This window comes from Sciscionella marina DSM 45152, assembly GCF_000379465.1.
GTDB classification, from domain to species: domain Bacteria; phylum Actinomycetota; class Actinomycetes; order Mycobacteriales; family Pseudonocardiaceae; genus Sciscionella; species Sciscionella marina.
Genome location: NZ_KB905404.1, coordinates 15,533 through 29,400, shown reverse-complemented (window position 1 = coordinate 29,400; position 13,868 = coordinate 15,533). Strand labels below are relative to the sequence as shown.

General features: G+C 66.5%; 13 protein-coding genes. 12 read left to right on the top strand and 1 reads right to left on the bottom strand.

The window, feature by feature from the left end:
• Positions 1 to 18: 18 nt before the first annotated feature.
• The 4 genes from A37U_RS45570 to A37U_RS50150 all read left to right on the top strand — a co-directional run bounded on the left by A37U_RS45570 (position 19) and on the right by A37U_RS50150 (position 5,289).
• Positions 19 to 2,289 carry an XRE family transcriptional regulator gene (locus tag A37U_RS45570; RefSeq protein WP_020499967.1) on the top strand — a complete coding sequence of 757 codons (2,271 nt, stop codon included), beginning with the start codon at positions 19 to 21 and terminating at the stop codon, positions 2,287 to 2,289.
• A 625-nt stretch (positions 2,290 to 2,914) separates the two neighbouring features.
• Complete coding sequence (locus A37U_RS0127870) at positions 2,915 to 3,994, top strand: alpha/beta hydrolase (protein WP_083933897.1); 1,080 nt, start codon at positions 2,915 to 2,917, stop codon at positions 3,992 to 3,994.
• Positions 3,995 to 4,238: 244 nt separating this feature from the next.
• The gene (locus A37U_RS50155) at positions 4,239 to 4,676 is read left to right on the top strand and encodes a peptidase inhibitor family I36 protein (RefSeq protein ID WP_157183063.1); all 438 of its coding nucleotides are present in this window, start codon (positions 4,239 to 4,241) and stop codon (positions 4,674 to 4,676) included.
• A gap of 124 nt (positions 4,677 to 4,800) precedes the next feature.
• The gene (locus tag A37U_RS50150) at positions 4,801 to 5,289 is read left to right on the top strand and encodes a peptidase inhibitor family I36 protein (protein WP_083933894.1); all 489 of its coding nucleotides are present in this window, start codon (positions 4,801 to 4,803) and stop codon (positions 5,287 to 5,289) included.
• Between the two features lie 415 nt (positions 5,290 to 5,704).
• Here the strand turns inward: A37U_RS50150 and A37U_RS0127855 are convergent, their stop codons facing one another.
• Positions 5,705 to 6,244, bottom strand: coding sequence for a prepilin peptidase (locus A37U_RS0127855; RefSeq protein ID WP_240437692.1), 540 nt, complete (start codon positions 6,242 to 6,244; stop codon positions 5,705 to 5,707).
• Positions 6,245 to 6,712: 468 nt separating this feature from the next.
• Here A37U_RS0127855 and A37U_RS0127850 point away from each other — a divergent pair, with 468 nt between their 5' ends.
• The 8 genes from A37U_RS0127850 to A37U_RS0127810 all read left to right on the top strand — a co-directional run bounded on the left by A37U_RS0127850 (position 6,713) and on the right by A37U_RS0127810 (position 13,862).
• On the top strand, positions 6,713 to 7,150 hold the full coding sequence (locus A37U_RS0127850) for a hypothetical protein (protein ID WP_240437691.1): 438 nt from the start codon (positions 6,713 to 6,715) through the stop codon (positions 7,148 to 7,150).
• Positions 7,151 to 8,300: 1,150 nt separating this feature from the next.
• A complete protein-coding gene (locus A37U_RS0127840) occupies positions 8,301 to 9,017 on the top strand; it encodes an SAF domain-containing protein (protein ID WP_240437690.1) in 717 nt (238 codons plus the stop codon).
• A complete protein-coding gene (locus A37U_RS45560; RefSeq protein ID WP_020499959.1) occupies positions 9,017 to 9,973 on the top strand; it encodes a MinD/ParA family ATP-binding protein in 957 nt (318 codons plus the stop codon). Before A37U_RS0127840 ends, A37U_RS45560 begins: the two co-directional genes overlap by 1 nt.
• Positions 9,974 to 10,047: 74 nt before the next feature.
• Positions 10,048 to 11,358, top strand: a complete 1,311-nt coding sequence (locus A37U_RS45555; RefSeq protein WP_020499958.1) for a TadA family conjugal transfer-associated ATPase — start codon at positions 10,048 to 10,050, stop codon at positions 11,356 to 11,358.
• Positions 11,355 to 12,257, top strand: a complete 903-nt coding sequence (locus A37U_RS0127825; protein WP_157183062.1) for a type II secretion system F family protein — start codon at positions 11,355 to 11,357, stop codon at positions 12,255 to 12,257. Before A37U_RS45555 ends, A37U_RS0127825 begins: the two co-directional genes overlap by 4 nt.
• A complete protein-coding gene (locus A37U_RS0127820; RefSeq protein ID WP_020499956.1) occupies positions 12,254 to 13,147 on the top strand; it encodes a hypothetical protein in 894 nt (297 codons plus the stop codon). Before A37U_RS0127825 ends, A37U_RS0127820 begins: the two co-directional genes overlap by 4 nt.
• Positions 13,148 to 13,210: 63 nt before the next feature.
• Positions 13,211 to 13,411 (top strand): hypothetical protein, encoded by a 201-nt coding sequence (locus A37U_RS45550; RefSeq protein WP_020499955.1) that lies wholly within the window; start codon positions 13,211 to 13,213, stop codon positions 13,409 to 13,411.
• 1 nt (position 13,412) lies between these two features.
• Positions 13,413 to 13,862 carry a TadE/TadG family type IV pilus assembly protein gene (locus tag A37U_RS0127810; RefSeq protein WP_157183061.1) on the top strand — a complete coding sequence of 150 codons (450 nt, stop codon included), beginning with the start codon at positions 13,413 to 13,415 and terminating at the stop codon, positions 13,860 to 13,862.
• The last annotated feature ends 6 nt before the right edge of the window (positions 13,863 to 13,868 follow it).

Here is a 13,868-nt window from a genome sequence, read left to right as displayed (position 1 = left end):
AACGAGGTTGCCGAGGCGGTGAAGCACTACCTTCGCTGGCGCGGCGGGATTTCCTTGATGGATCTCGCCATGCGGACCGGGTACAGCCGTTCGTACTTGTCGAAGATGCTGCACGGGCGACGGCGTCTGCAACCCGCAGTCGTCGAGCTGCTCGATGACGCGCTGGCTGCTGATGGAGAGTTGATCCGGATCGCCGCGGCGCAGACCCACCAGCCCGAGACCGGTGCCGCGGCGAGGCCGGTGCTCCTACCTGCCGGGCCGGACACCTTCGTAGGACGCGAGGATCATCTGCGCCGTATGGACGAAGCCGCGATTACCCGGGACGGGCCGGATATCGCAACGACGATGGTGGTGACCGGTGGGCTCTGGGTCGGCAAGAGCGCCCTGGCGATCCGGTGGGCAGCCCGGGTCCAGGACCGGTTCCCAGGCGGTTGCCTGTACGCGGACTTCGCCGCAAGCAGCCCTGAGGGCCCCGCAGACCCCGGACCGATTCTCGACCGGTTCCTGCGTGCCCTCGGCGCCACGGACATTCTCGGGACGCCCTCGCTGGACGACCGGGTCGCGCGATACCGGTCAATCCTGGCGAACCGGCCCGCGGTCATCGTCCTCGATGACGTCGCCGATCACGCGCAGATCCGTTACCTGCTGCCGGGGCCCGGAAGTGCTGTGGTGGCAACGAGCCGGAATCGCCAACCCTCGTTGCTACGCCATACCGCCGGGCTCTCAGTCGAGCTGACCGCTCTGGATCGCGACACAGCACTGACTTTCCTGCGGAACCGTCTCGGAGATGCGCGCGTGGACGTCGATCTGATCGCCGCCGAGGCACTAGTGCGCCGGTGCGGTCGACTGCCCATGGCAGTCAACCTAGCGGCCGATTACCTGGAACGCCATCCCGGGCCTCTCGCGCGGCTCGCGGATCCGCTGGCCAGCGACACCGACCTGTTCTCGTCGTCGGATCCAAACGTCGACCTGGACGCGCAGCTTGGTCGCTCGCTGCAAGTCCTGGCGGGCGACGCGGCCCGGATGTTCACCCTGGCTGGAGACAGCCCCGCGGACTGTTTCGATGTGAATGCGCTGGCGGCCCTGACAGGGCTCAACCGGGACAGTGCCGCGGCGATCATGGACTCTTTGCTGCACCGCCATCTAGTGGAGACTGTCGCTGGTGCGCGGCTGCCGCAGGTTCGGTTGAACGAAGTCGTACGCAGCCACGCTCGCCGCAAGGCCGCCGACCAGTTCACTGACGTCGAGCGGCGACACGCCCATGATCGGTTACTGGCCTGGTATGCGGCTACCGCATGGGAAGCCAGCACCACGCTCGGAACCAACTGGACGTCGCCCAGCGTCGAGGTCCAGCAGCTTGCTCGACCGGCCGACCATGCGACGTTCGAGGGGCAGTATGACGCCGCGATGAACTGGTGTGCCAGCCACATTCACACCGCGTTGCAGATCGCCCGATACGCCCTTGAACAGGAAAACGATCTGGCCTGGATCCTGCCCACCCTGTTCCTGCCTTACCTGTGGATCGCCAAGGACTGGAGTGCCTGGCTGACCGCCGCACACCATGGCCTCACGGCCGCCAAAACCCTGGACAATCAGCTCGGCATCGCTCGCGGCGAACAGAGCCTCGGCTGGATCCACTACGAACTCGGCCGCACCACCGCCATCGAACACCTCGAACACGCCGACCAACTCCAATGCGAGCTCGGCGACGATCACTCCCGAAGCTGGACCTGCTTCGGCCTCGCCTCAGCGCACATGGCACGCCAGCACTACCAGGCCGCGAGGGACCTCTACCAGCAGGCCGAAAACCTCTTCGCCGCCGCCGATTTCGCATTGGGGCGCTCGCTGACCCGAGCCATGCTGGCCGGTACCTACCAAGGCATCGGAGAACCGGAGACCGCGCGAGCCTGCGCCACCGAAGCCCTCGAAGGCGCACGCAAGATCGGCAACCGGCCCGCTATAGCCCTCGGTCACCATCGCCTCGGCCTCGTACTGCTGGCACAACACCAGTACGGCAACGCCCTCAACCACTTCGACAAAGCACTAACCATGCGACGCTCCAACCACGAACGATGGAGCGAAGCCGAAACACTGATCGCCCGCGCCGAAACGTTCACCGCGATCGGCGACCAACAGCGCGCGCGAGTCTCCTACCGCGACGCCGAAACAATTCTCATGGGAATGCACGATCCCCGCGCCCTCGACACACGAGACCGCATCGCGACCCTGGATTCCTGGGTCGGGCGACCCAACCACCGATCCCCAGACTGCGGACGCGGCGCAGCCTAGCCACCGGCAAACACCCCGCACGCGGCAAAAGAAGCTGCGCATACCAGCGTCAGCGCCGAGTATCAACGAGAATCGCGAGCCGATGGGTCCAGCTCAACCAGCTGTCCGTCGCGCGCAGACGCTGATTCCATCATCACTCGACGTCGACACCATCGCAGAAATGGCGATTCGCGTACGCGCGGAATTCACACAGGCACAGGTTGAGCACAAAATGAGGACAAAATTGTCCTCGCAAAACCATCGCTGAGGCCACCCGATACGTCCACAATATAAATATGCGATTCGACATACCCCCAACGCCGATGACTTCGATAACCGAAGTCATCGCGCGTGTCGAATCGCGTTGGCCGGGAGGTGTCGCGTATCCCTGCCGCACCTCCCGGCCCCAGCCCCGCACCGTCCACGTCGACCACCGCAGGCCCGAGGCAGAGCTAGCTATCGCTGGGGAAAAACCAACGCCAGAATCTTCACGGCGAACAGGCGAACAATGGCGCCGGACAGGTGTCGGTCACAACCATTTTGATCCCCACTTCCGCTAATTCTCAACGCTTCATCACCGCCACGGGGGTAACGAGGGCTCAGATGAGGCTCAAAACGTGTCACCGAAAATCAAACCGGAGGAACAATGAAAACCACAGGCAAGCAACATCAAACGCCCGGCATGCGATGGATAATCGCCACATTCCTGACCTTCCTGGGGGTAATGCTGGCTGGCGTAACCCCCTCGACTGCGGCACCAGCTCAGAAAGTCATGCGATGCCAAGCGCAGATGATTCCCGTGGACTACGGTGGCCAGACCATCCAGGTTTACGGTCGATATTGTGCACCACCCGGCGGAGGATCGCGCGTAGTGCTGGCCGTGCACGGCGCCACGTATTCCGGGGAATACTTCACCGGCCTGGGGACCAGCCCTGACGCTCAACGCGAACTCGCGTCCCGCGGTTTAGCCAGCTTGGTGATTGATCGGCCCGGCCATGGCCGCTCGACGCACCTGTCTTCCCTTGGTCTGACGATCGATCGCCAGGCAGTAGCACTGCATCAAATCCTTCAATCGCTGCGAAACGGCCACTTCAACGGTGGGGACAGGCCGCGACAGGTGACCTTGATGGGGCACTCCCTGGGTAGCGCGCTCAGTGTCGTCACCGCGGCCAAGTATCCGCACGACATGGACCGGCTCGTGTTGACCGGGTGGAGCGACATGATTTCCCCGGACACGCTGATCAACCTCCTTCTGACGAAACTCGGTCCCGCGGTCCTGGATCAGCAGCTCCGCCCGATCGTCGGCCTCGACGTCGGCGCACTGACCACCCAACCTGGAGCACGTGCCCGCCTATTCGGAAGCCCCGACGAGACCGCTCGAACCAAAACTGCTGACGAGGCACACAAGGACTGGGTCGGGATAACCGAGGTACTGACAGGTGTCACCGAAGGCATCTCGACCGCCCACACCCACGAAATCCAGGTCCCAACCCTGGTCGTGAATGGCAGCAAAGACGACATCTTCTGCGCCGGACTCCTCCAGCATTCATGCTCCAGCAGCAGCGCCCTACAGAAAGCACTGGCGCCGTCGTTTTCTCGGAAGCTCACCGCAGTCAGCCTCCCCGGATATGGTCACAGTCTGCAAATGTCCCCTCACGCAGCGGGCAGCATCAACACTGTGTCCCAGTGGCTCAACAACCGGAATCCACAGCCAGTAGGGCGCTGACCTGCACTGTACCAAGTTGGTACAAGCTGTCCCGATTTTGTGCCACTTTTGTCCCACCTAAACCTCTTGAACCCGAATCAGAGTCGGTGCAGACTCGAAATCACGGGAACAACGGCCGCAGATAGCCCGAGAAGAACGGGCAAAGTCGTGGCCGAATGAACATTCCCGCTTCATTCCAATTGATTCACGAAAGGGTATTCTCATGAACCGTTTCCTGCGACACGTGTGCCTTACGGCGGCAGGCGTGAGCGTGATCGGCGGCCCTGTCCTCGGTGCTAGCGCCGCTGCCGAAACCAGTCAGCTCTCGCCGCCGAACCTGCAAATGAACTCAGTCTCCCCGGGCCTGGCGACCTCGCAGGATCTCGTAGTGGCCCACCAGATCGAACTCGCCCGCTCTGTTCAGGGAGTCACGACCGCCGCAGGCGGATGGAACCGATGCCCAGCAGGAAATACTTGCCTGTTCAGCGCACCCAACGGACAAGGCGCGATGGCGTGGTTCCGATCGGGCTCTCCGAACCTGGCCGCGCAGCACTTCGACAACCGGACACACGCCACATGGAAACGGGCACCGGGAAACTGGCAGTTCTGGACCGAACCGAAGTATCAGGGTTTCAACTACCTGATTCCAGGTCCGCCGACAAACCTGCTCGCGGACAACATGTCATCGCTGAAATGCGTATAGCCGTTGCACGGCCAGGCATTCACCACAGAATCCAGTCGTCCCGACAGGGCGCAGCAACACTCTGTGCCCTAAACCCTCGCAACCACGTCCTGTTAGTAAACAGTGATCACGAAAGGAAATTCTCATGAACCCTATCCTGCGTCGCGTGTGCCTGACAGCAGCGGCAGCCGGTGTTCTCGGCGGGACCGTCCTGGGCGGTATCGCCAATGCAGAAAGCATAACGACCGCACCTGCGAGCCACGGTCTGGTACGGGATTCTCCGAGCCCTGCGACGAAACAGGATCTCGCCGTGGCCCACCAGATCGAACGCGCTAGATCGGCACAAGGCGTGACCCGGGTGGCAGGTGGCTATAACCGATGCCCCAATGGATACCTGTGCCTGTTCGATGGCTTCGGAGGGCAGGGCGCCATGGCGTACTTCAAGTGGGGCAGCCCGAACCTCGCCGCTCAAGGCTTCGATAACCGCACCAGTTCGCTGTGGTCGCGAACATCAGGGTTCTGGAACCTCTACGACCTACCGAACTACCGCAACCATCTCAGCGGTATATCGGGTGGCCCTTGGAACGAAAACAGCTTCTGCAACAACAAGACCTCGTCCGTACGCCACGCCTAACACACCCGGCCTCGACACAAGACGGCCGAGTTTTCCGGTGAACTGAAAGTCCCAGAACGGGTAGCCCCCGGACTCCATCCGGGGGCTACCCGGACCAACCACCCACCAATCGAGAACCGCTATGCAGACCTCCAGCATGCTTGACTGCGGCCACCACCAACTGGTGCACGTGCCTGACGACGATCACGGGCTACCCGACCCGGCCGCCAAGCCAGGAATGGTCTGGTGCGGGCGATGCCGCAGCATCAGCATCGTGATCGAGGCCGACACCGACGGCGAATCCGGCTCTAGCGATAAACCCACGTGTTGAACAGGCCGTCGCCTGGATGACGTGACGATACCCAGCCATATGAAGGCAAACCGCACAACAACGAACGAGAGAACCCGAGGGGAGCATATGATGCTGATTCTGCTTCTATCCTCCGAGCACTGCTATGGCGGCGAGTGTCCCGAGCAGCATGCACGGTCCGAACGGGATGGCCGCTCGTCCTTTTTCGTCGCGGCTGCGCACCTGCGGGACCGAGGTCAGAGCGAGGGCGAGCAGCGAGGCCAGGATGAGCGCAACGGCTGTTGTGGCCCAGCTGTCCCACCCGGTGACCAGCCCCACGACGGCGGCGAGGCTGACGTCGCCAGCACCGATTCCACCGGAGGTCAGGATGGCCAGCAGCAGGAAGAATCCCGCTGCGGCCAGCAGGGCGCACAGGGCGCGGATCCCAGGGGAGGGATTGTCCCGGGTTATGCACAGGATGATGAACCCGATAGCGGAGAAGGCGAGTTGTGGCCACATCAGGATTCGGGGCAGTCGGTGCTCGGTCCAGTCGATCACCGCGAGCGGTACCGCGAGGATAGCGAATACCGTGTAGACGGCGAGTTCGCCGCGCATCCCGACTCGCCAACTCAACACCGCGGTGAGCACACCCGTTGCCAGCGCCCCGAGCCACCAGGAAGCCAACACAGCTCGGGGATACGAGAGCATGCTGCGTGTCGCGAAACTCGCAAGAGCACCGAGCACTGCTGCGGCGGCGGTGAATCCGAGGATCCACCACCCGTTCACCACGGCGGCCTCGGGTCTGCGGTCAATGGGCTTCCCATAGGTTCATGCTGGACATGCTCGCCGGTCGGCGCACCCGGGTTCATGCCAAAGGGTGAACTCGTGGACCGGCCTCCCCCATCCTCTGGCATCGGGCACGGGACCGGTCTTGAAACAGTCACCGTAGTTCGGTGTATGACAGTCCCACGGCTTGAGAACCGCCACGTCCGGACACCGACAGCTCGGGGGAATCCCATGTGCCGGTTCCGTTTCACCCACCGACTCCTGGCTCTCGGCGCGATCGCTGGAACACTGGGCTTGGTTGCCTGCGGCTCCGGTGGTCACGCTACCGCGGGTTCGTCGAGCGCGGCGAGGACACCGACATCGGGCACAATGCAAGTTTCTCCGTCCGATACCGCGAAACGCCAGGCGATGGCCGCGTATGTGGCGATGTGGCGGGACGTGGCAGTGGTCTCGGCGACATCGGATTGGCGCTCGGCTCGTCTGGGTGCGCATGCGACCGGGGATGCGCTGTCTGTGCTGTCGCGGCAGATGTACGCCGATCGTTACAACCACTTGGTGTCGAAGGGGGATCCGGTGAACAAGCCCGTTGTCGAGTCGGTGACCCCGGTCGGTGCGCCGAAGACGGTGATGGTCCACGACTGTGGTGATGACAGCGGTTGGCTCAAATACCGCGCTGACAACGGGCAGCCGGTCGATGACCAACCGGGTGGGAAACGGTCGATCACCGCCGAGGTCAAGCTCGTCTCGGATGGTTCGTGGCGGGTGACGCGGTTCGCGGTCGAGGGGGTGGGAGCATGCACCGGTTGACCCGTATTTCGGTCCTCGCGGCCGGCATGGCCTCACTGGTCCTGGTATCAGTTTCTCCGGCGGTTGCGGGTGGCTGGTTCGGCGGGGTTGAGTGCGGACAGCAGCCCAACCCCGGGTGTGAGCTCGGAGCCGGGCGAGGCGGACAAGCACCACGCAATCCACGTCCATACCTAGCGCAGCCGGCACGACCGCGCCATCCGGGTGGGAACGAGCATACTGGCGGGCGCGTGTCGCCGAAGTCGGATTCGGGTGATTCGATCCTGGGTGGGAGACCGAATTCGGCGAATTGCTCCTACACGCGCAGCGATTACCAGCCACCCAGCCAACAGGTACAAGCGATCGTGTTCCACTTTCCCCATGCCGAGGTTTCTGCTGGTGTGCAACTGGTTTCGCGGGCTGCCGGACACGGTTCGCTGCTCGCGGCCCAATCACCGGTTGGTGCGGGAGGCGCTTGGTATACCTACCGCTGTTCGAACTCGGGGGTCCGGGATGCGTTGTATCGGGCGCCCGTGTGGATTCCCGATGGCCCGGCCGCGCAACCGGTTGCGGTGCCTTCGCCGCAGGAGTTGGCGGCGCAGGCCCGGTCGCAGTTGCGGTTGCCCCGCCCGTCAATCGCGGCGAACCCGGCGGGCACGCAGCTGGTGCGGCTGCCGACCTGGTTGTGGCTGGACCGTCACGGGTGGGCGCGGCAGTCCGCGACCGCGTCGGTGCCCGGGGTGTCGGTGACCGCGGTCGCCACCCCGCGCTCGGTGTCGTGGTCGATGGGTGATGGCAGCACGGTCACCTGTGCGGGACGGGGAACACCGTTTCCTGCGGGTGGGGATCCTCGCGGGTCGTCTCCGGACTGTGGGCACACCTACCAGCGATCCTCCGCGGGCGAACCAGATACCCGGTTTCCGGTCACGGCAACGGTGCACTGGACGGTGACCTGGTCCGGTGCCGGGAGCGGCGGCATGTTCGGGGACTTGACCACACAAGCTGCGGCGAGTTTCCGGGTCGCGCAAGCACAAGCGCTGGGCACGCGCCGGCGTTAGCACGGCTTTCTTTTCTTTTCTGACATTTGAATTGTTTTCCGAAATTCGGCGATTCGTTCGGCGCGTGAGGTGCGCGGCGAATGGATGGCGCGGGCGAGCTATGTCTGGAGGCGGTCATGACCAGCACTCACACCTCTCCCGCCCGAGAGGGTGGTCACGAGGCATCGGGGGCGGTGTCGTGGATGGGGCAGAAGGGAAACCCGGGAGGGCCGGTGCGTACCCGGGTGGCGCGGCGGCGGGTGCCGCATCTGGTGCTCGGGCTGTTGTTGGTCGTGGTGTGTGTGGGCGGCGCGGTGTGGTGGTCGACCAGCACCCAGGACCGGGTGCCGGTCTTGGCGATCGCTCGCCCGGTCACGGTCGGACACGTCCTCGAACGCGCTGATCTGCGCAGCACCGAGATCTCCGCTGCGGCCGGGGTCGCCACGGTTCCCGCGGCACACGCTGGTGAGGTGCTCGGTCGACCGATGGCCACGAGCCTGGGACCCGGTGCGTTGATCACCCCGGACAGTGTCGGTGCCGCGGCGATACCCGGTGCGGGCCAGTCGGTGGTCGCGGTGGGATTGAAACCGGGCGCGTATCCCCCGGAACTGGCCGCGGGCGCCCCCGTTTCGGTGGTCGTCACCAACCCCGCCACCGGTTCCACGAGTACCGGCGACAGTGACCAACAAGCCTCGGTCGGGTCGATGTGGCCCGCGACGGTGGTGGGGCGTGCCGCGGCCGGGGATGACCAGACGACGGTGATCTCACTGCAACTGGCGAGCGCCACGGCCACCGAGCTGGCCCAAGTTCCCACGGGGCAGGTGGCGTTGGTGCTGCAACCCGGGGGCCGCTAATGCTCATCGCCTTGTGCTCGCTCAAGGGTTCGCCCGGGGTCACCACAATCACGGTCGCGGTCGCCGCCGAGTGGCCCCGGGACGCGGAACGGTTGGTGCTCGACGCCGACCCCGCGGGCGGGGCACTGGCTCTGCGGTTCGGCCTGTCGGTCACACCGGGGTTGGTCAGTTTCGCCGCGGCCGCGCGGCGAAACCCGGATCCGGCGCTGCTGTGGAACCACACCCAGACGGTTTCTGGGGGGTTGCGGATGCTGACCGCCCCGTCGAATGGTCGGCATGCCCAGGCCGCGCTGCGTGCCCTGGTCGCCGCATCGGGCGGGCCGGTCCTCGAGCGGGCCGCGCGTGCGGGCAGAGCGGTGTTGTTCGTCGACTGCGGGCGCATGGACACCGGTTCCGCGGCGGAAGCGATCGCGCGTCGCGCGGACGCGCTGGTTCTGGTTGCTGGCACCGAAGATGACGAGCTCGCGGCGCTGGCCGCTCGGTTACCCGAGCTGGCGGCCTGGACCCCGCGGCCGGCTCTGGTGCTGTCCGGGCAGGGCTATGCCACCGGGGAGGTCGAACGAGAGCTCGGCGTACCCGTGCTGGCCCGCGTACCCCGGGATCCGGCCACGGCGGCGACCCTGGCAGGCCGGACACCCATCCGACGGCGGCGCGCCGGAGGGCTCACACGCGTCGCCGCGGCGATCGCCCGCGCCCTCGCCACCACCACTTCCGGTCAACACACGAGTCCGCCGTTGCCGATCGGGGCGATCCCGGGTGTCCCGCCCCAGCACCTTCGGTATCCCGGCACGCTCCTGCCCGGCCCACCACACCCGGCACCATCGCAGCCCGCATCACCGGCACGACCTGGCCCCAAGAATCCGCCGCCGGGCGGAAACCACCCCGCCACCCCATCTGCCATCGCGGCGCCCGGCCCGGAAAACACGAACCTCGCGGAAAGAAGGCAGCAACGATGACACGCGACAATCCCTATCAGACTAGCCCTCGTCGGGGTGCCGATCACGACGGCGAATCGGATCCTCACGCTGGCTTGCGTGAGCGGTTGCGTCACGCGCTGACCACACAGCTGCCCGCGCGGGTCGAACAGGCCGGCGGTACCGAGTCCGGGCCGGTGTCGCGCGAGCGGCGCCGCGCGATCGGCCGCGAAATCACCGATGCCGCGATCGCCGCCCACACCGAAGCCGAACTGCTCGCCGGTCGGCGCCTGCTGGATTCGGAGACCGAGGCCCTGGTCCAGGAATCGGTGCTCGACGAGGTGTTCGGCCTTGGTGGTCTACAGCCGCTGCTGGACAACCCGGCGGTGGAAACGATCAACGTCAACCGGTGGGATCGGGTGTTCGTGCAGTACACCGACGGCACCCGTGCTCAGGTGGCACCGATCGCGGCCTCGAACACGGAGCTCACCGATCTGGTACGCGATCTGGCCGCGCGCGCATCGTCGGAGGAACGCCGTTTCGATCGCGGCTCCCCGGCCCTGAATCTGCAGCTGCCCGGCGGGGAGCGCCTGTTCGCCGTGATGGGATTGACCGCCGGTGGGGTGACCGCGTTGTCGGTGCGCCGCCACGGCTATCTCACCGCCACCCTGGCGCAACTACGCGAGCGCGCGACCTTGGATGCCGGGCTGGAACGGTTTCTGCGTGCGGTGGTGAAAGCCCGCAAGAACATCCTCATCACCGGGGGTGCGGACTACGGCAAAACCACCCTGCTGCGCGCGCTGGCCGCGGAGATGGATCCGGGCGAGCGCGTGGTGACCGTGGAAGACGCGTTCGAACTCGGCCTGGACCGCGACCCCACGTTGCATGCGGATGTGACCGCGCTGCAGGCCCGCGAGCCGAACGTGGAAGGCGAGGGCGCGGTTTCCCAGGCCGAGCTGGTCCGGTGGGGACTGCGCATGAGCCCGGATCGCGTGATCGTCGGGGAGATCCGCGGGCCCGAGGTGGTCGTGGTGTGCAACGCGATGTCCCAAGGAAACGACGGCTCCATGGCCACCCTGCACGCCTCGTCGTCGAAGATCGCGTTCACCCGCCTGGCCTCCTACGCCGCCCAAGGCCCGGAACGCCTCCCACTGGAGTCGACCGCGCTGCTGGTCGCCTCGGCGGTGCATTTCGTCGTGCATCTCGACCGCGCGGGCGATCGTGCGAGCCGGGTGATCTCCTCGATCCGCGAGGTCGTCGGCGCCGACGCGGGCACGGTGGTGTCCAACGAGGTCTACCGGCCAGGACCCGATCGGCGCGCGGTCCCCGTCCCCGGAGCGCTGCGCGCCGACACCCTCGACGACCTGATCGAGGTCGGGTTCGATCCCGACCTCCTCGCCTGCGCCCACGGCGGGTGGGCATCATGATCACCACGGCTGTAGCGGCGCTGTTGGGACTTGGGACCGCGACCGGCGCACTGCTGATCCTCTCGGGTCTGCGCCGACGCCCCGGCATCGGCGACACCGGAAGCGGCACGTGGCGCTGGCGGCCGACCTTGGGGGAGCGTGCCCGGGACCGGCGCTGGCTCGCGCGTGTCGTGATCGCCGCCGGGGCGGGCCTGGTGGTCGGGGCGGGCACCGGGTGGGTGGTCGGCGCGATTCTGACCGCGGCCGGGGTGTGGTTCCTTCCGCGTCTGGTCGGGCCCGACCGTGCCCACGCCCGCCGGGTCGCGCGTATCGAAGCGATCGCGTCCTGGACCGAGATGCTGCGCGATGTCCTGGCTGCTGCGGCCGGGCTGGAACAAACCATCCTCGCCACCGCCCCCCTGGCCCCCGTGGCGATCCGTCGTGAGATCACCACCGTCGCCACGCGTCTGGAAAACGGGCAACGCCTGGCACCGGCGCTGCGACAGCTCTCGGAGGAGCTGGCGGACCCGACCGCGGACCTCGTGCTGGCCTCCCTGGTGCTGGCCGCCGAGCATCAGGCCCGCGAGCTCGGTGAGCTGCTCGGGTCGCTGGCCACCGCCGCGCGCGAGCAGGCCGCGATGCGAATGCGCGTGGAAACCGGCCGGGCGCGCACGCGCACGTCGGTGCGGGTCATCGTCGCCACCACGCTCGCATTCGCCGCCGGGGTCGTCGTGTTCAACCGCGCCTACCTCGCCGTCTACGACCATACGGCCGGCCAGATGGTGCTGCTGGTCCTCGGTGCCCTGTTCGCGGCCGGTTTCGCCTGGCTCGCGCGCATCGCCACCAGCACCGGCACACCCCGCGTGCTGTCCCTGACCACCCGAACCCCACAACACGACCAGGCAGGTGAGTTCCGGTGATTCCCACGATCTGTTTCGGCACCGGCACCGGTGTGGGCTTGTGGCTGCTGCTCATCGGGGCCTGGCCCGCCCGCCCCGCGCTCGGCGCTCGCCTGACACCGGCCCACGCACCAGCCCCGGCTGACCCGATCACGACAACCGCCGCTACCGGTTGGGTCACCACCTGCGGGCGATGGTTCGTACCGAGTCTGCGCGCGCTGAAACTGCCCGGAACCAGGATCGGCAACGACCTACGCGTGCTCGAGCGCCACCGGGACTCCCATCTCGCCGCGAAAGCGATCCTCGCCATCGCGGGCCTGCTAGTACCCTTGCTGCTGCAGGCGCTGCTGATCCTCGGCGGCCTCTCGCTGAGCATTACGATCCCGTTGGTCGCCGGACTCGTTCTCGCCGCACTCGGGTTCCTGGTCCCCGACCTCGAAGTCCGTACCCGCGCGGCACGGGCACGCGCCGAATTCCGCACCGCGCTCTCGGCGTTCCTGGACCTGGTGTGGATCACCCTCGCCGGAGGCGCGGGAGTCGAGGTCGCCCTGCTCGACGCGGTCACCGTCGGGTACGGGCCCGCGTTCGCGCACCTGCGCCGCGCCATCGACGCCGCCCGCCTGACCCGCACCACCGTCTGGACCAGCCTGGAGCAGCTCGGCGACGAGCTCGACATCGCCGAACTGTCCGAACTGGCCGCGACGGTCTCGCTGGCGGGATCCGAGGGCGCTGCAGTCCGCACCTCCCTGGCGGCCAAAGCCGGGGCGCTGCGCACCCACCAGGTCACCGACGCCGAAGCCCAGGCCCAAGCGGCCACCGAACGCATGGCACTGCCAGTAACCCTGCTGTTTCTGGGATTTCTCGGGTTCATCGCCTACCCGGCCATCACCCAAGTCCTCACCGGCCTCTAGGAAACCCGCCAGATCAACCACAGGCATGCAAGGAGAAACCAGCAACCCCAAGGGAGACACACCATGTGGCACGCTCTGCACACCCTCGCGGTGGTGACCGCGACCCGGATTCTGGCCCTGCGCCAGAAACCGGAACGCGGGGAAATCACCACCACCGTGATCGTCACCGCGCTGATGGCCATCGCCGCGATCGCGATCATCGCCATCATCGTGGCGAAACTGACCGCCAAAGCGAACTCGATCGACCTCGGCGCCGGTGGCTGACATGGCCAGCCACACTCGACCAGCCCTGGTGCCGCACTCGTGGTGGCCGCGTGCGCGGCGCATGGTGTCCGGGGATCGGGGCGCGGTCACCGTCGAACTGGTCATCGCGACCCCGCTGGTGTTGCTGGGACTGCTGCTGATCATCCAGTTCGCCCTGTGGTCCCACGCCACCCATGTCGCCCAAGCGGCCGCCTCCCAAGCCCTCGCGGCCACTCGCACCCAAGACGGCACCACCAACATTGGACGTGCCGCTGGCCGGCGGCTGCTCGACGACCTCGCGCGCGGACCGCTGCGGCATCCCCACCTGTGGGTGGCCCGCACCGCGACCACCGCGACCGTGCGCATCCGCGGGGATGCCACACCAGTCGTCCCGGGCCTGCACCTCCCGGTCCACGCCGAAGCCTCCGGCGCGGTCGAACGCTTCATCCCCGACACCGGAACAGCTACCTGACACCGC